We start from the raw sequence: 16,389 nt of genomic DNA on the forward strand, positions 1-16,389 counted from the left end.
CTTCCAGCGTGCACCCTCGACCTTGATCGAGGTCAACCCTCGTGGATGATCTTCCGCACCTCGACGGCGGTGTACTGGGCGTCGGGGATCATCGCGGCGAGCTCGACGGCCCGCTCCTCGGTTTCGACGTCGACGATGTAGTAGCCGCAGAAGAAGGCTTCAGCCTCGATGAAGGCGCCGTCCTGGACCTGCGTCTCCCCGTCCTTGACGCGGACGGTCCGGGTTTCGGCCGGCTCGGCGAGCGCCTTGGTCCCGACCATCTCGCCGGTGTCGGTGATGCGCTTGGTGAAGTCGCCGTGGCCTTCGTAGACGCCGTTCTTCTGGTCGTCGGTGAGGGTGGCCCAGAGGGTCGGGTTCATGTGGAGGGTCAGGAGGTATCGCATGTCGGCTCCCCGGTGTGGGTGGCGGCCCGGGGTGGGCTGCCTTTCACCGGGTGGTCGGCGCCGGCCGCACGGACCGGACATGCGCTTTCGCGGTTCACTCGTTCGGCCTAACGGGCAGGGTGGTGAGCCGGTCGTGCTCGTCGCGGGCTTGGGCGAGACGCGAGAGGAGGTCGTCCCCAGGCCCCGGCATCGATCCCTCGCAGGCGATCCTTCAGCGCCGGACGGATGGCAGGGGACGACGATGACGGGGACTATGGGCTCCGCGTGACACGGTTGCCCTTCTCGTCGCGCTCGGCAAGCACCAGGTAGTCAAACGCCAAGTACAGAAAGAACAGCACGAAGACGAAGACCACCATGGCTGTCAGCACTGCCCACCAGTGGTCGAGCGCGTACAACACCACCCCGGCGTAGCTGAAGCCAAGCGCAAAGATGAAGCACCAGATGGCCGAAAAGGGTTTCCTTGAGCCTTCCCGCTCAACCTTCGCCATCACGTTGACGCGGTCCTCGATGTGCTCCGCCAATCGCTTGTATGCCTCGGAGTCGGGCGGCAGCTCCTTCAAGATCTCAGCGTCGTATCTGATGTTGGCGCGGCTACGGCGCTGGCCTTTCATCAGCCCTGCGATCGCCGTGCCAGCCGTCACCACCACGGGGACAATCTGTCCCATCCAGCTCAAGTCCATCGTGTGAGACTAAGCACGGCCACCGACAACTCAGCTAGGCGTGCGACTAGCGACGGCGACGGCGGTCAATCAAGGTCAACAGCGGCCGGCCAAAGACCAGGCCCCAGAAACGAGGAAACCGCCCTGACCTGGGTCAAGGCGGTTTCTACCAGCGTGGCCAGGGCCGGGGTCGAACCGGCGACCTTCCGCTTTTCAGGCGGACGCTCGTACCAACTGAGCTACCTGGCCGGGAACGCCGGCAAGGAGCCGAACGATCTTGCGACCCTGACGGGACTCGAACCCGCGACCTTCGCCGTGACAGGGCGACGCGCTAACCAACTGCGCCACAGGGCCTTGCATACTGCTTTACTACGGTACTGCGTACTCCCAACGGGATTCGAACCCGCGTTGCCGCCTTGAAAGGGCGGAGTCCTAGGCCGCTGGACGATGGGAGCCCGGTCGGTTTCGGGTGACCGACCGACCGCGCTCTCAGGTCCCCCCGGGAGCGATTACAAGCATAGGGCACGCCACCACCGCTTTGCACGGGGGTTCCCTTAAGCCTCCGGCGCGGCCACGACCAGCGCAAACAGCTCAGCCAGACGACGATCGAGCTCCGCCTGCTCCGGCGCCGCCAACGTCGAGGCGAGCAGCTCGTCGATCCGATCGTCCGTCAAGGACTCCGCGCGCTGCCAACGGTCGCGCAGATCCGGCTTCCGCGAAGCCGCCGCCAGCAGCTCGTCGGCCGCCTCCGCCGGCCATGCCGTGCGCAGCAGCCGCTCGCGGCCGCCCTCCGGGTCCGCGATCACCGCCTCCGGCACCGACAGGCCCAGCGCCCGCAGCGCCGCGAAGTGCAGGCCGCCGCGCAGCTCGCGGAAGACCATCAGCGCGAACCCGAGCCGTTCGACGTCCCCGGAAGGACGTGCGGCGTTCTTCCAGCCGGCGAATAGCGCCAGCCCGCTCGCGTCCGCGGCGTCGACCACGCGGAACAGCAGGTCCGCCAGACGGCCGGGCTCCGATACGGCCGAAAGGCTGACGCGCGACCACCGAGCCGATGACTCCGCGTAGGCACGGACGGACGCCGGTGCATCCAAGGCCGCCGTCGCCGGCGGCAGGACGAAGTCGAACAGCCAGTGCGGGAAGATCCCGAACAGCTCCGCGGCCACCTTCGGCGGAACGTCGCCGAGCACCGCCGAACGCCCCCGCAGGTACAGCGAGCGCGGCGGCAACCCGGCCTCCGCCTCGACCGCCGCCAGCTCCGGCGAAGTCATGAATTTCCCGCCCAGCACCTGGACGACCGGGCGGATCCGGTTCGCCAGCCCCGCCGCGCCCTCGATCGTCGTCATGTCCGTCCCCTTTCGACGCGGCAAACGTAACACTGTTACGAAACGCCCGTCAAGAACCTCGACAGCCTTGTCAGTCACTTGCCGGAAACGGCGACAACCAGCACGAACATCACCGGACAGGCCCGGCGGCACCCACACCGCCCACCGGACCCACCGGCCCGCACCCACACTCAGCGCTGAACCGGCGCCCGCCCATCCTCATCCAAATCCAGACCCAGCATCTCCAGCAGCTGCACGCAGTCCTCGACCCCCAGCGCACCATTCGCCACCGCCAGCCGAGCCCGCCGAACCTGATCATCCGACACCCGCTGCGCATCCGCGGCCCCACTCCGCTGCGCCGGCAACCCCCCGGCGAACGGAGCACTCCCCCCATCGGCACCTTCGTACCGAAGGAGGAACTGCCGCACTTCAACAGACCCGCTCATAGCCCCTCCATACGGCTCACAACAGCTTGGCCGCGAGGCTAGCCAGCACCGGGCGCCACACACAGCCCCCCGGAGAGTGAACCTGAGGCCACGCTCCGCTCAACGCAGCGCAATCAGCACGCAGAGAGAACGGGACCACCCGAACGACGGTCACCTGGGACGGAAGTGACACCAGACGCGGAAATTTCCCGCTCTCCACTCGCCCAGAGGGTGAACTCGTGCAACAATCGAAGTGCTGACACACCCCCGGTCAGCGCCTGTGGAGATCCCCTCCGACCCCCGCGTTCCTCCCCCTGGCGCGGGGGTCCTCCATTTCCTGGGGCGCTTCGCTTGCCCCAGTCATTCCGGCGTATTGCCCGGGGGCCGAGCCCCCGGACCCCCACGGTGCCTCTGGCTCCGCTTCCAGCCGGTGCAAGTTCTCGCTTCGGGCGCTGCGCGCCCTGGCGAACTGCCTTCCGTGCGCCGTTCGTCTTGCGCTCTCCGCGGCTCTCGTTTCGTTCGATGCCGCCCCCTGCTACTCCGGGCACTCCTGTTGCCGTGGCTTGGCAGCCATCCCCTTGCTGCCGGGCGCCGGGCGCCTGCTCGTCGCCCCGGCCTCCTCTGCTGCCGCGGAGGCTCGTCACCTTGGCCGATTGCAGGTGTTGGCCGTGATCGACTCATTGCGTTAGGTGCCTGTTGCGCTGCGCTTATGCTGCGCTGCTCTGTTTGGGTAACCGTTGGGCTGATCGGGGTGACCGTTCGGCGTGTTGTGGCTCACAGTGGTTTGTGTGGTGAGACCTAACCGTTATCGTGGCTGGCGTGCCTCTTCCCTCCCTTGGCCGCTTGAGCAGCCGGACGAACCTCAAAGCCGCGTCCTCCGGACGCCATCGTGGTGCCGCTAAGCCTGCGGATGATGGTGTTGTCGAGGACAAGGAACTCACCTCCTACCTCGCCGCCCTGGCGCCCGATGCCGACAACGAGAGCACCGGGACCGGCAAGCGGTTCGGTGAGGCTCAGGTCATCCAGCTCCGGATGAGCCTCATCGCCAACCAGCAGCTGAAGGACATCGCCGCCGACCGGGACATCTCGCCCCAGGCGCTCGCTCAGGAGTGGATCCTCGAGCGGCTCAACTGGGAAGGCCAGGCCTCCTCGCTGCAGGACCAGCGGCAGCACGTCGGCGAGCTCACCGACCTCACCGACGAGTTCCACTTCCCCGCCGACGCCTTCGACGCGCCGGCCGTCGGGCGGCGCTGACGTCTTCATGAGAAAGGGCCCCCGACAACACGCCGGGGGCCCTTCGCTCAGGCCTTAAGACAACGCTAAAGGGCCTGTCTCTCAGATCGCGCGGACCTTCTGGGCCTGCGGGCCCTTCTGTCCCTGGCCGACCTCGAACTCCACTCGCTGGTTCTCCTCGAGCGTGCGGAAACCGCGACCCTCGATCTCCGAGTAGTGAACGAACACGTCGCCTTCGCCGCCGTCCTGCGCGATGAAGCCGAAGCCCTTCTCCGCGTTGAACCACTTCACAGTGCCTTGCGCCACCGCTGTTCTCCTCGTTACACAGATCCGCTTCGAATGCCACCGAAGCGGCACCCCGGCCGTCCCGGGCGGTTCCAACGAGACGAGTCAAGAGCGTGTCGGCTCCATGGCTCGCGTCAGAAGTTCCGCGAGTGTGAAGCCACGAACACGCAAAACGACGGCCTGCAAGCAGACTACCGGGATCTGGCCAAAGTTGAACCCCGTGATCGAGGCGAAAAACGCCTGTCCGGGCCAAGGTCACCGGAACGTCGTAGGGCTCCCGGCCACGTTCTGTCGGACCCACCGGTTAGTCTTGCGCGGCAGGCGACGCCGTGATCACCGGATACGGCTCGGAGTCGCCCGTGCCCCCTCAGTGAAAGCCTCCGCGGCCACTTGTGACCTTCGTCACGCGACTCTTGCTCAACGTCGCAGGTCCGCGGGACGTCTTCGAGGAGGGGAAGCACCAAAGGGGCAAAGGGGAATGGGTTGACGGTGAGGACTTCCACGCGGCGCCGGGGCGCTGCTGTGGCACTGGGTTTGATCGCGGTGCTCACGCTGGGGGCGTGCAGCAGTGAACCGACGGTGTCGGCGAGCGGGACGTCGGGCGGGGGCCCGACGCAGCCACCCGCGCCCACCGCGCAGCCGGCGAAACTGACGGTGACGCCGGCCGGCGGCGCGCAGGACGTGCCGCCCGGCGAACCGGTCGAGGTCAAGGTCGACAGCGGCACGATCGTCTCGGTGACGCTGACCAACCCGGACGGCAAGCAGGTCCAGGGCCAGACGTCGGCGGACAAGAAGAGCTGGAACACCACCGAGCAGCTCGGCTACGGCAAGACTTACACCTGGTCCGGCCAGGCGCAGGGCGCCGACGGCAAGAACCTGCCGATCGGCGGCGCTTTCACCACGGTGAAGCCGAAGCGCCAGATGTCGGCCAGCCTGAACGTCGGCGACGGGCAGACGTACGGCATCGCGATGCCGATCGCGCTGTCCTTCCCGAGCCGCGTCACCGACAAGGCTTCCGTCGAGAAGGCGCTTTCCGTCGAGACGACGCCGAAGACCGAGGGCTCGTGGGGCTGGACGGACGGCGACACCTCGGCGCACTGGCGGCCCAAGGAGTACTACAAGCCGGGCACCACGGTGAAGGTCAACGCCAAGATCTACGGCGTCAAGATCGGTGAAGGCGTGTACGGCAAGCAGGACGTGTCGGCCAGCTTCACGATCGGCCGCTCGCAGATCGTCAAGGGCAACACCACGCAGCACACGATGCAGGTGATCCGCGACGGCCAGCAGATCGCCGACTACCCGGTGAGCTACGGCCTCGACTCCGACCCGGGCCGCGTCACCCACAGCGGCGTGCACGTCGTGATGGGCAAGCAGTCCACGTACGCGATGAGCAACCCGAAGTACCACTACGAGAACGTCGTGGTGCCGTGGGCGGTCCGGATCTCCAACAACGGCGAGTTCATCCACGGCCTGGCGGCGTCGGTCTGGGCGCAGGGCAAGAAGAACGTCTCGCACGGCTGCCTGAACCTGTCGCCGGCGCGAGCCAAGGAGTACTACGACGGCGTGCTCACGGGCGACCCGGTCGAGATCACGGGAAGCACGCAGACGCTGAGCGCCAAGGACGGCGACTACAGCGACTGGACGTACGACTGGGCGAGCTGGCAGAAGCTGTCGGCGCTCGCCGGCTGAGACCACACAGGAAGACCGGGCGGCCGGGAAGTCCCACGCGGACTTCCCGGCCGTTCGTCGTTCCGGCCGCAACTCCCCACCCCTGCCGAACGTCTTCAAGATCGGCCGGAACTCGATGCAACCCCGCCGACCACCCGCCGCATGACTAAGGGCAGAGGCGCGGCGATCGACGGCCGCGCCCGCGAGAAGAGGAGCTGTCTTGCGTATCCGTATCGCCCTTTCCCTCGGCGCTCTCGTGCTCGCCGGTGGTGCCCTGACCGGTGGCATCGCGCTGGCTTCGGAGGCGCAGCCGCCGGCACCGTCCGCGACGACCCAGCCGACCAACCCGCCGTCGGCGATCCCGACGACCAGCCGCCAGCCGACCAAGGCGCCGACCGCCGTGCCCGCGCCGCCGCGTGAGGCGACGAAGGCGCCGTCCGCACGCCCGCAGCGCGTCCCCGTCGCCGTGCCCGCCGGGCCGACCGGTGACCTGCACCTGCCGGCCATCGGGGTGACCCGGTAGCTCGGTGATCTCCCGCTCCCGTCCGTCGACCGGGCCGGGCTCGCCGTGGGACGGCGAGTTCGCCCGGTACTTCGGCGAGCGCGCGCACAGCCTGCGGTCCACCGCCTTCCTGCTCTGCGGCGACTGGCACCAAGCCGAGGACCTCACGCAGGCCGCGCTGCTCAAGCTCTACCTCGCCTGGCCGAGGCTGTCGCGCCACGACGCCTTGGACGCCTACGCCCGCAAGGTCGTGCTGCGCACGTTCCTCGCCGAGCACCGGCGCAGCAGGTGGAAACGGGAGCGGCTCACCGACACCCTGCCCGAGCTCCCGGCGGAACCCGCCGGGAGCGACCAGGACATGCTGGTCCGGCACGCGCTGGCCGTGCTGGCCCCCAAGCAGCGCGCCGTGCTGGTGCTGCGGTACTTCGAGGATCTGAGCGTCGAGGAGACGGCGCAGGCACTCGGCTGCAGCACCGGCACGGTGAAGAGCCAGGCCTCGCGGGGCCTGGCGACACTGCGCAACCGGCTCGGCCCGCACTACGAAGCGCTGACCTTCAGCGCGACCACGGAGGGGAGGTGACGAACATGGACCCCGAAGACGACGTCCGCGCGATCCTCACCGGCGCTACCGGTGACACCCCGCCGATGCGGCTCGAGGCCGCCGACGTGATCGAGCGCGGCGGCCGGATCCGGCGACGACGCAAGCGACTGGCGGTCGCGGGCACCTCGTCCGCGACGGCGGTGGTCCTCGCGGTGGCCGCCTTCCTGGCCGGTCACCGCGTCGGGCCGCCGGAGCCGGTGCAGCCCGCCGGCCCCGTGCTCTCCACGATCGGCACCACCGCTCCCAGCTCGCCGTCGCCCACCGAGGTCCCGGCGACCTCGATCGCGCCGCCCCCGGCCGAGCCGGGCCGGACCCCGCGCGCGTCGAAGACGACGCAGCCGACCCCGTCCTCGGCCCGGAAGGTGGAGCGACCGACGTCACCGCCCTCGGCGAACCCGACCTCGACGAACCCGGAAGCGCCCGTCGCGACGACGTCACGCTAGCTGTTTCCGCAGGTCAAAGACGTGGCGTAGATCACCGTTCAGAAGTGGGTTTTTGACGAAATACGCGAGCGGCCCGTGGCGATGAACCCTGTGGTGGTCCGATCGGACGCCGGACAAACTGCTCAGCCGGACGCTTCGTCGCCGGCCCGAGAACCCGAGGAGGAAGCACATGGTGTTCGCCGCACTCATCGTCGAAACCGGAATCGCTGTTGTGGTCGCAGGCGCACTCGCCGCTTGGTCTCGTAAGCGCTTCACTCCTCGGCGCGACGCGAACTGACCCACCGCGCACGTGTGCCCCGCCCGGTGATCCGGACGGGGCACACGTGTTTCCGGCGCGAGCCGCTCAGCGCTGAGCGGCCGCGGAGGTCAGCTTGCCCCCGCTGCCTTCGGTGTCGATCTCGTCCATCGGCACCTGCGACGTTTCCGGGATCTTGATGATCGGGATGATCGCGATCAGCGCCGCGGCCATCAGGTAGTACGCCGGCCAGTCCGGGTTGCCGGTGCTCTGGATCAACGCCGTCACGATGACACCGCAGGTACCACCGAACAGCGACGTCGAGATGTTGTAGCCGATCGCGAACGAGCCGTACCGGACGCGGGTCGGGAACATCGCCGGGAACGTCGAGCCGATCACCGCGAGCATCAGCACCAGCAGGATCGCCACGATCAGGAACCCGACGAAGAGCCAGAAGATGCTGCCGGACTGCATCAGCTTGAGCGACGGCCAGCTCAGCACCAGGAACCCGATGGCCGCGGTGAGCAGCAACGGTTTCCGGCCGATCTTGTCGGACAGCGCGCCGAGCGGGATGATGATCGCCATCTGCAGGATCTCGACGGCGATGATGATCAGCGTCGACGTGTTGTCGTTGATCTTCAGCGTTTCCGTGAAGTACGTCGGCATCGTGGTCAGCAGCAGGTAGTCCGCGACGTTCAGCAGCAGCACGATGCCGATCAGGTTGAGGATCATCCGCCAGTTGCGGGTGAAGATCTCCTTGAGCGGCGCCTTCTGCGGCTTCCCGCCCGCGGCCTCCATCCGGCGGAACTCGGGGGTGTCCTCGAGCTTATTCCGCAGGTAGAGCCCGACCAGGCCGAGCGGCAGCGCGACGAAGAACGGGATCCGCCAGCCCCACGCGTCGACCTGGTCGGCCGACAGGGAGAGCGTCACGGAGAGCACCACGAGGTTGCCGAGCACGTAGCCCGCCAGCGTGCCGAGCTCGAGGAAGCTGCCGAAGAAACCACGGCGCTTCGTCGGCGAGTACTCGGCGATGAACGTCGCCGCTCCGCCGTACTCACCACCGGTGGAGAAGCCCTGGATGATCCGGAGCAGCAGGATCGCGATCGGGGCCGCGATGCCCATGCTGTAGCCGCCGGAATACGTCGGCAGGACGCCGACCAGGAAGGTGCAGCCCGACATCAGCAGGATCGTGATGGCGAGGACCTTCTTGCGGCCGATCTTGTCGCCGAGCGGGCCGAAGAACGCCCCGCCGAACGGCCGTACGATGAACCCGACGGCGAGCAGCGCCAGCGACTTCAGCACCGCGTTGCCCTCACCGGGGAAGAACTCCGAGCCGATGCTGACGGCGATCGCGCCCGAGGTGAAGACGCCGTAGTCGTACCACTCGGTGGCGTTTCCCATCGCGGACGCCCACACGGCGCGCTTGACGGTTCTCTCGTCCACTGCTGGTTTGCCCGTCGTTGCTGCTGGTTCGCTCATGCCGGCGACGACCTCCTCCGTGCAGTGCCCATTGGGCCGTTCGAGCTCATCCGTCCAGTCTTGCCCGGCTCCCTGAGCTCGGCAGCCTGAACCGCGAAACATCTACAGTGGGGAACTTTCCGGCTACTGAGAGATGTACGTTGCCTGCATCCGGCGCGGGTCGCGCGCGAGCGCCGGCTACCGGCGAGTTAACGTCAGCGCATGAGTCGTGTTTCTCAACCCTGGCCGCCGGTGGCGGTGGAGCCGGCGGTCCCGCACCCGAAGGCGCCGGCCCCGGGCACCGAGCTCGGCGTGCACTTCAGCGAGTGCTTCGGCTGCGGCGACGAGGCCGACGCCGGGCTGCACCTGCGCTCGACCGTCGGCGAGGGCCAGGTGATCCACTCGCGGTTCACCGTGACGGCGGCCCACCAGGGCGCGCCCGGGCTCGCCCACGGCGGCCTGCTGGCCTGCGCGTTCGACGAAGCCCTCGGCTCGACGGTCGGCAACCTGATGCGCCGCCCGGCGGTGACGGGCAAGCTCGAGACGGACTTCCGCCGCCCGGTCCCGGTCGGCTCGACGCTGTTCATCGAGGCCCGCCTCGACGGCCTCGCGGGCCGCAAGATCTACGTCAGCGCCGACGGCAGGCTCGACGCGGAGGACGGCCCGATCGCGGTGAGCGCGCGGGCGCTGTTCATCGTCGTGGGCTTCGAGCACTTCAGCACGCACGGCGACCCCGAGGCGCTGGAGAAGCTGGCCGCGCAGCACGAGAAGAACCAGCAGCGCGAGCGCGACTGGGACATCAACCCCTGACGCCGGTCAGGTTAGGGTCCGCGGGCGGATGGCGTTCGCCCGGTCCACGAGCTTCACGCGCTCGTCGACCGTGCTCGCCAGCCGCGCCAGGGCGCGGTAGCACCGCTCCAGCCCGAACCGCAGCTCGCGCTCGTCCAGCGAGCACCCCAGCACCCGCGCGCCCGGCGTGGGCTTGCCCTGCCGGAGCCAGTCGTGCGCCGCTTCGAGCACGCCAGCGGACAGGCGCGTCTGGCGCTCGAGGTCCAGCCGGAGCCGCTCCAGCCGGGACGACGCGTCCAGCAGGTCGTGCTCGGTCACCGGCGTCTCGCGGCCGTTCGCCTTGGTCGCCGTGGTCTTGATCCTGATCGCCGCGACCTGCGCGTCGACGTAGTGCGTCGAGGACGGCGGGACCGTCTCCAGGACCTCCACCGCGCTGTTGCGCGCGCCCTGCGCGAGGTACACCCGCGCCAGGCCGAACGCCGCGCTGACGTACGTGCGGTCGGTCCGCCAGACCAGCTCGTAGAACCGCGCGGCCGCGAAGTAGTCGCCGACGCCCTCGGCGCTGATCCCCAGCGCGAGCTTCGGGGCGACCTCACCCGGCAGGTCGTCGTACGCGGACTCGAACGCGACCTGCGCGACCCGCGACCGGCCGCCCGCCAGCTCGATCAGGCCGCGGTACCAGTCGATCCGCCAGTCGTGCGGGAAGCCGTTCTTGATCGCCAGGTACTGCCCGGCCTGCAGCTGCCGCTGCGCCTCGGCCAGCTCGCCCAGCTCGATCCGGGCGCGCACGATCCGCAGCCGCACCTCGATCGACTCGCGCGGCGCGCCGGCCAGCGCCTCGATGGCGCCACGCGGGTCGAGCGCGGTCGTCGTGGCGAGCACGCCCGCCGCCGGGTCGTCCGTGTCGACCTGCGGGATCGGCAGGCCGGCGACGACCTCGTCCGCGCCGGGCAGCGGCACGCTCTGGCCGGCCTCCGGCACCACCAGCTGCACGCCGAACGTGCGGCTCTCCGGGCCGAACACCGTCGACGCGCCGGGGCGCGGCTTGCCGGTGCCCAGCGCCATGATCTCGCGCAGCACGCCGGTCAGCTGGTCGCCCATCTCCTCGGCGGAGAGGAACCGCCGGTCCGGGTCGGCGTGCGTCGCGCGTCGCAGGAACCGGTAGTACGAACCGAAGAGCGCGAACAGCGGGACCGCGTCCGGCGCGGGCAGCGTCGTCTTGAACTTGCTGGTGTAGCCGGTGAACTCGAAGCTCAGCACCGCGAGCGTGCGCCCGACGGTGAACAGGTCCGACGCCACCGACGCGCCCTGCTTCGCCAGCTCCGGCGCGCTGTAGCCGGTGGTGAAGAACAGCGGGCTCTCGTAGTCGTCCATCCGCCGGACCGCGCCCAGGTCGATCAGCTTCAGCTGCTCGTTGGTCTGGATCACGTTGTCCGGCTTGAGGTCGCAGTAGAGCAGGTTCTGGCTGTGCAGGTACCCGAGCGCGGGCAGGATTTCCAGCCCGTACGCGATGACCTGGCCGATCGGCAGCGGCTCCGGACGGCGGCTCTCGCGGTGGTGCGCCAGCGCGAGCTGCCGCAGCGACTGGCCGCCGACGTACTCCATGACGATGTAGCCGACGGTCGTCCCGCTGTGGGCGTCCGGGTGCTGCACGAAGTTGTGGATCTTGACGATGTTCGGGTGCTCGACCTCGGCGAGGAACCGCTGCTCGTTGGCCGCGGCCGCCATCGCCGTCTGGTCGCCGGTGTCGATCAGTCCTTTGAGGACGACCCAGCGGTCGCTGACGTTGTGGTCCTGCGCCAGGTAGATCCAGCCCAGGCCGCCGTAGGCGATCGCGCCGAGGACCTCGTACTGGCCGCCGACCAGCTCGTTCGGCTGCAGCTTCGGGACGAACGAGAACGGCGCCCCGCAGTTCTCGCACTTCCCTTCCGGGACACCGGGTTTCCCGTCCTTTCCGCGGCCGACCTTCGCGCTGCAGCTGCCGCAGAACCGCTTTTCCTCCGACACCACCGGGTTCGTCAGCACCGCCGACGCCGGGTCGCGCGCGGGCACCGGCGGGACCTCGACCAGCCCGGCGCCGAGCCGGCCGCGACGCGAGCGCGACGTCCGCGACGACGTCCGCCGCGAGGTGCCGGGGAACGAACCCGAGCCGGAGCCCGGGCCGCTGCCGGTTCCCGAACCGGTGCCGGTGCCGGTGCCGGTGTGCCGGCCTTCGCTGCTGCGTTCGGGCAGCACGCTTTCGGTGCCCGGGTCGGGCAGCGGCGTGTCCGGACCGGTGGCCGGCCGCGGCATCGGCGGCATGATGCTCTGGGTCTCGGGCGTCGGCGAGGCGAGCACGCTCGTCGGCTGCGGCACGTTCGGGTCCGGGCGGACCACCTGCGTCGGGGGCTGCACCGCGTGCGTCGGCTGGACCGGCGGCAGGACGGGGTTGATGCGGCCCGGCGGACGGGTCGGATCCTCCGCGCCCGGGATCGTCCCGCGCACGACCGAAGGCTGGCCGCCCGGCGGCGTCGGCGGACGGCGCACGGGCGCGTGGATGACGGTCTCCTCGCCACGGGACGGCTCACCGTCGTCGAGGCGGCCCGAGATCGACGGCTCCGGCGTCTCCCACCGCACCGGTGGCGGCGGCTGCCAGCTCGGCGTGGCCACCCGGCGCTCCTCGTCCGGCGCGGCGTGCCGAGGACGGCGCGGCTCCTCCGACACTGCTACCTCCCAGATCCCCGGCCTGCGGGGACCAATCCTAGTCGCGACGCGCTCACCGGTACTGCGGCGACGGCGGCGAGGCCGCCCCCAGCGAGGGCTCCACCCATTTGCGGTAGCTGTCCTGCCAGACGCCGGTACCGCGGATCTCCTCGAGCACGGCGTTGACGTAGCGGACCATGTCCTCGTTGTCCTTCGGCACGCCGATGCCGTAGTTCTCCTGCGTGAACTGCCCGCCGACGACCTTCAGCGTCGGGTCCTGCGCGGCCATCCCGGCGAGGATCGTGTCGTCGGTCGACACCGCCGCGACCTGCCCCTGCTGGAGCATCACCAGGCAGTCGGACCAGTTGTCGACCGAGATCGGCACCGGCTTCGCCGGGTCCGTCGCGATCTTCGCCAGCGACGTCGACTTCTTCGCCGCGCACACCCGCTTGCCGCTCAGGTCGGAAAGCTTCTCCGTCTTCGACTCCTTCGCGACCAGGATCTGCTGCCCCGCCTGGTAGTAGACGGACGAGAAGTCGACGTCCTTCTTGCGGGAGCAGGTGATGCTGTAGGTCCGGACCACGACGTCGACCTGGTGGTCCTTCAGCACGTCCTCGCGCTGCGAAGACGAGATCGCGCGGAACTGGACGCGCCCCTCGGAGGTGCCGAACAGCGCCCGGGCGATCGCGTTGACCATGTCGATGTCGAAGCCCTCGAGGTTGCCCGTGGTCGGGTTGCGGAAACCGAAGAGGTAGGTGGTCTGGTCGACGCCGGCGATCAGCTTCCCGCGTTCCTTGATCTTCGCCATGGTCGAGTCGCTGCCGATGGTCCCGTTCGGTGGGAGGCTGGCCAGCGGGTTGCAGCTGGTGTCCGCACCGCCGCCCGCGGTCGCGTCCGGCCCGCCGACGTGCGCGGGCTGCGGCCACGCCGCGTTGCTCACCGGGGCCGGGTCGACCGGTTTCCCGGGACTGCCGCACGACGCCGCGAGCAGCGCGACGACCGCCAGCACGCCCGCCCGGACCGTGTTCCCGCGCCTGCTCACCGGTACTCCCTCAGTCGCTCCCGGATCCCCATGGTGACACCCGCCGCGGCGATGACGGCCAGCACGGCCAGGCCGGGCGCGAGGAACGTCAGCGCGCGGTCACCGTCGTGGGTGTCGTCGAGGAACTCCTGCCTGCCGACGTCGATCGCCGCCTGGAGGCTGTCGTCGAGCCGCCGGAACGCCGGCGCCGAACCGGTCTTGCGGTCCTCCAGCACGGCGGTGTCGACCGCTTCCTGGTACTGCCCGGAGTCGTCCTGGCTGCGGACCTGCTTGTGCGCCTTCAGCCAGTCTTCCGCGGCCCTCGTCGCGTCGGCGACCTTCGCGGCGCCTTCGCCGTCCGTGATCAGGCCGCGGGCTTCCGCGAGCAGGCCGCCCTGCCCGTCCGGGCCGACCAGCTGGGCCGCGTTGGTGCCGAAGTCCCTTTCGTACGTCGCGCCGTCACCGCGGGCGACCAGGGTCAGCGTTTCGTCGGCGCGGGCCTGCAGCGCGGCGATCCGCGCGCGGACGAGCACGTCGACGCGGTGCGAACCGTCGTCCTGGCCGCTGCCGACCAGGCTGCCCTGCACGACCAGCGCAGCCGCGCCCCACAGCAGCGACACCACGACGGCGGCCGTCGCGACGACGAGCCCGACGTTGAGCAGCCGGTTGGTGCGCCGGGTCAGGTAGACCTGGGCCGCGATCAGCGCGGCGAGGAACGCGACCACGAGGATCGTGGCGAGCCACGGGAACCCGGTGGCGCTGTCCTGCTCCTCGATCAGCTTCTCGGTGTCGACGCGGTAGAGGTCCTGCGCCGCGGGCAGGATCTTCGCGCGCATCAGCTCGGACGCCTCGCGCAGGTAGGAGGCGCCGACCGGGTAGCCGAGGCGGTTGTTCGCGCGGGCCGTTTCGACGAGCCCGGTGTAGACCGGCAGCGACTGGTTGAGGACGTCGACCGGGGCGGCCGCGTCGGCGACGTCGGAGGAGTCGGAGGCGGCCTTCGCGAGCGCGGCGCCGGCTTCGGCGATGTCGCGCTCGTAGCGCGAGCGGAGCTCGGGCGGCTCGGTGCCAATCGAAAGGAACGCGCTGGCCGCGGTCGCGTCGGCGTCCGACAGCGACTTGTAGACCTGCTGCGCCGCGGCGGCCAGCGGCTCGCGGTGGTCGATGACGCCGCTGATCGTGTCGTCGCGGTCCTGCACCGACAGCGTCGCGATCAGCCCGGCGACGAGGGCCAGCAGCACCAGCCCGACGGCGATCACGGTGAGCCGGCCCGGCATGGTCGCGGCGGACCGGATGATCGCGCGAACCGCCTGGCCCGGCAGGTCCAGCAGCCCGAGGAGGCCGCTGCGGCCCCCGGCGCGGTCGCGGCCGTCCGGTGGCGACGGCGGTGGGGGTCCCGGCGCGGGCGCCGTGGGACCCGGGGCCGTCGCAGTGCTGGTCATCCCCGATTCCTCCCCGAAAGCGTACCCGCAGAAGGTAGCCGAGTCGCCGTGCGCGCGGGCACGGGCACCGCCCGCTGTCACCAGCACGTGATCTCGAGGCGGGCAGGTCAGCCCCGGATCTCCGCCCGTACGCGCCAGTAGCCGTCGTCCGGTCCCGATTCCAGCGTGCCATCGGCGAGGGCCAGGCGCTCGCGCATCCCGGCCAAGCCGAAACCTTCACCTGTCCGAGTGAATTCGCCGAGCTTGCTGCGGACGTCGAGCCGGACGACGCCGGGCGCGTAGCCCAGCCGCATCCGGACGTCTTCGCCGGGCGCGTGCTTGCCCGCGTTCGTCAGGGCTTCCCGCGCGACGCTCACCAGCGCGACGACCGCCGCGGACGGCAGCGGCCGGGCCTCGCCAACGGTGTCGAAAGCGACTTCGACGCTGTGGTTGCCGGCGTGCTCGGCGGCCACCGCGGCGAGCGCCTCGGCCAGCGGCGGGACGTCACGGCGGAGCGCGGCGACGGCGTTGCGGGCTTCGGCCAGCCCGTCGGCGGCCAGCCGCCGTGACCGCCGGACCGACCGCAGCGCACCGTCCACATCGGACCGTTCTTCGAGCAGCGCCTCGGCGAGCTCGAGCTGGACCCCCAGCGCGCCCAGGGAATGCGCCAGGACGTCGTGGATCTCGCGGGCGATGCGCGTGCGTTCGTCGAGCGCGGCGGCGCGTGCGTGTTCCGCCTGGGCGAGCCGGGTCTGTTCGAGCAGCGCCCCGGCCTGGATGGCCTGGACCTCGTACTGGCGGCGGTTGAGCCCGACCAGCACGAGCAGCAGCATCACGGCGGGGTCGGCGAGCGCCGCGCCGGCGAAGTGCCCGGCGACCAGGTGCGCGGTCACCGCGAGCACGATGTCCAGCAGGCCGACCCCGAGGATCACGCCGACGCCGGCCGTGGTGAGCGCCGCGAGCCTGCCGAGCGCGATGACGGACAGGACGATCGCCGACGAGTCCCCGGCCCGGCCGACGAGCGCCGCCGGCAGCGCGCTGGCCACAGCGAGCAGCGCGACCGCCGTCTTCGGCCACCGGGGCGCGAGCACGACGAAGCCGAGCCAGCACGCGCTCGCGACGCCGTAGGCGGTCCAGATCCAGGGGTCCGGTTCGCGCGCGGTCACCAGCGTCCCGGCGAAGAACAGGGTGCCGAGCACCTGCACCACGAGCCAGCTCGGCGCGATGGTGTCCGGCAGCAGGGGACGTTTCGGCACGTCCCCCAT

General features: G+C 70.1%; 16 protein-coding genes and 3 tRNA genes. 6 read left to right on the forward strand and 13 right to left on the reverse strand.

Annotated features, from left to right (window positions below; genetic code table 11):
- Positions 1 to 32: 32 nt before the first annotated feature.
- The 7 genes from AB0C38_RS00150 to AB0C38_RS00180 all read right to left on the reverse strand — a co-directional run bounded on the left by AB0C38_RS00150 (position 33) and on the right by AB0C38_RS00180 (position 2,810).
- Positions 33 to 383 carry a YciI family protein gene (locus tag AB0C38_RS00150; RefSeq protein WP_360664060.1) on the reverse strand — a complete coding sequence of 117 codons (351 nt, stop codon included), beginning with the start codon at positions 381 to 383 and terminating at the stop codon, positions 33 to 35.
- A 251-nt stretch (positions 384 to 634) separates the two neighbouring features.
- A complete protein-coding gene (locus AB0C38_RS00155; protein WP_360664063.1) occupies positions 635 to 1,063 on the reverse strand; it encodes a hypothetical protein in 429 nt (142 codons plus the stop codon).
- A 154-nt stretch (positions 1,064 to 1,217) separates the two neighbouring features.
- Positions 1,218 to 1,291: transfer RNA gene (locus tag AB0C38_RS00160), tRNA-Phe, on the reverse strand.
- Positions 1,292 to 1,322: 31 nt separating this feature from the next.
- Positions 1,323 to 1,396 (reverse strand) — tRNA-Asp (locus tag AB0C38_RS00165).
- Between the two features lie 28 nt (positions 1,397 to 1,424).
- A tRNA-Glu gene (locus tag AB0C38_RS00170) sits at positions 1,425 to 1,497 on the reverse strand.
- Positions 1,498 to 1,596: 99 nt separating this feature from the next.
- Positions 1,597 to 2,385, reverse strand: a complete 789-nt coding sequence (locus AB0C38_RS00175) for a hypothetical protein (protein WP_360664066.1) — start codon at positions 2,383 to 2,385, stop codon at positions 1,597 to 1,599.
- Positions 2,386 to 2,555: 170 nt separating this feature from the next.
- Positions 2,556 to 2,810, reverse strand: a complete 255-nt coding sequence (locus AB0C38_RS00180) for a hypothetical protein (RefSeq protein WP_360664069.1) — start codon at positions 2,808 to 2,810, stop codon at positions 2,556 to 2,558.
- 798 nt (positions 2,811 to 3,608) lie between these two features.
- On the opposite strand from AB0C38_RS00180, the gene AB0C38_RS00185 reads away from it, so the two are divergent.
- On the forward strand, positions 3,609 to 4,043 hold the full coding sequence (locus AB0C38_RS00185; RefSeq protein WP_360664072.1) for a hypothetical protein: 435 nt from the start codon (positions 3,609 to 3,611) through the stop codon (positions 4,041 to 4,043).
- An 81-nt stretch (positions 4,044 to 4,124) separates the two neighbouring features.
- Here AB0C38_RS00185 and AB0C38_RS00190 read toward each other — a convergent pair whose 3' ends face one another.
- Positions 4,125 to 4,328: a cold-shock protein gene (locus AB0C38_RS00190; protein WP_003097368.1), complete on the reverse strand. Its 204-nt coding sequence runs from the start codon at positions 4,326 to 4,328 to the stop codon at positions 4,125 to 4,127.
- Positions 4,329 to 4,796: 468 nt separating this feature from the next.
- Here AB0C38_RS00190 and AB0C38_RS00195 point away from each other — a divergent pair, with 468 nt between their 5' ends.
- The 4 genes from AB0C38_RS00195 to AB0C38_RS00210 all read left to right on the forward strand — a co-directional run bounded on the left by AB0C38_RS00195 (position 4,797) and on the right by AB0C38_RS00210 (position 7,521).
- Entirely contained in the window at positions 4,797 to 5,996 is a 1,200-nt protein-coding gene (locus AB0C38_RS00195; protein WP_360664075.1) for an Ig-like domain-containing protein, read from the forward strand.
- Positions 5,997 to 6,195: 199 nt separating this feature from the next.
- A complete protein-coding gene (locus AB0C38_RS00200; RefSeq protein ID WP_360664078.1) occupies positions 6,196 to 6,498 on the forward strand; it encodes a hypothetical protein in 303 nt (100 codons plus the stop codon).
- Between the two features lie 4 nt (positions 6,499 to 6,502).
- Positions 6,503 to 7,057 carry a SigE family RNA polymerase sigma factor gene (locus AB0C38_RS00205; protein ID WP_285482082.1) on the forward strand — a complete coding sequence of 185 codons (555 nt, stop codon included), beginning with the start codon at positions 6,503 to 6,505 and terminating at the stop codon, positions 7,055 to 7,057.
- A gap of 5 nt (positions 7,058 to 7,062) precedes the next feature.
- The gene (locus tag AB0C38_RS00210; protein WP_360664081.1) at positions 7,063 to 7,521 is read left to right on the forward strand and encodes a hypothetical protein; all 459 of its coding nucleotides are present in this window, start codon (positions 7,063 to 7,065) and stop codon (positions 7,519 to 7,521) included.
- 343 nt (positions 7,522 to 7,864) lie between these two features.
- On the opposite strand, the gene AB0C38_RS00215 is transcribed toward AB0C38_RS00210, so the two are convergent.
- Entirely contained in the window at positions 7,865 to 9,199 is a 1,335-nt protein-coding gene (locus AB0C38_RS00215) for an MFS transporter (RefSeq protein ID WP_360664084.1), read from the reverse strand.
- Between the two features lie 237 nt (positions 9,200 to 9,436).
- Here AB0C38_RS00215 and AB0C38_RS00220 point away from each other — a divergent pair, with 237 nt between their 5' ends.
- Positions 9,437 to 10,024, forward strand: a complete 588-nt coding sequence (locus AB0C38_RS00220; RefSeq protein WP_360664087.1) for a PaaI family thioesterase — start codon at positions 9,437 to 9,439, stop codon at positions 10,022 to 10,024.
- Positions 10,025 to 10,030: 6 nt separating this feature from the next.
- On the opposite strand, the gene AB0C38_RS00225 is transcribed toward AB0C38_RS00220, so the two are convergent.
- The 4 genes from AB0C38_RS00225 to AB0C38_RS00240 all read right to left on the reverse strand — a co-directional run bounded on the left by AB0C38_RS00225 (position 10,031) and on the right by AB0C38_RS00240 (position 16,389).
- Positions 10,031 to 12,706 (reverse strand): tetratricopeptide repeat protein, encoded by a 2,676-nt coding sequence (locus AB0C38_RS00225; RefSeq protein ID WP_360664090.1) that lies wholly within the window; start codon positions 12,704 to 12,706, stop codon positions 10,031 to 10,033.
- Positions 12,707 to 12,758: 52 nt separating this feature from the next.
- Positions 12,759 to 13,727, reverse strand: coding sequence for a glutamate ABC transporter substrate-binding protein (locus AB0C38_RS00230; protein ID WP_360664093.1), 969 nt, complete (start codon positions 13,725 to 13,727; stop codon positions 12,759 to 12,761).
- Positions 13,724 to 15,145: a hypothetical protein gene (locus tag AB0C38_RS00235; protein WP_360664096.1), complete on the reverse strand. Its 1,422-nt coding sequence runs from the start codon at positions 15,143 to 15,145 to the stop codon at positions 13,724 to 13,726. Before AB0C38_RS00235 ends, AB0C38_RS00230 begins: the two co-directional genes overlap by 4 nt.
- A 107-nt stretch (positions 15,146 to 15,252) precedes the next feature.
- Positions 15,253 to 16,389 carry a histidine kinase gene (locus AB0C38_RS00240; RefSeq protein ID WP_360664099.1) on the reverse strand — a complete coding sequence of 379 codons (1,137 nt, stop codon included), beginning with the start codon at positions 16,387 to 16,389 and terminating at the stop codon, positions 15,253 to 15,255.

This window comes from Amycolatopsis sp. NPDC048633 (genome assembly GCF_040650695.1).
Classification (GTDB): domain Bacteria; phylum Actinomycetota; class Actinomycetes; order Mycobacteriales; family Pseudonocardiaceae; genus Amycolatopsis.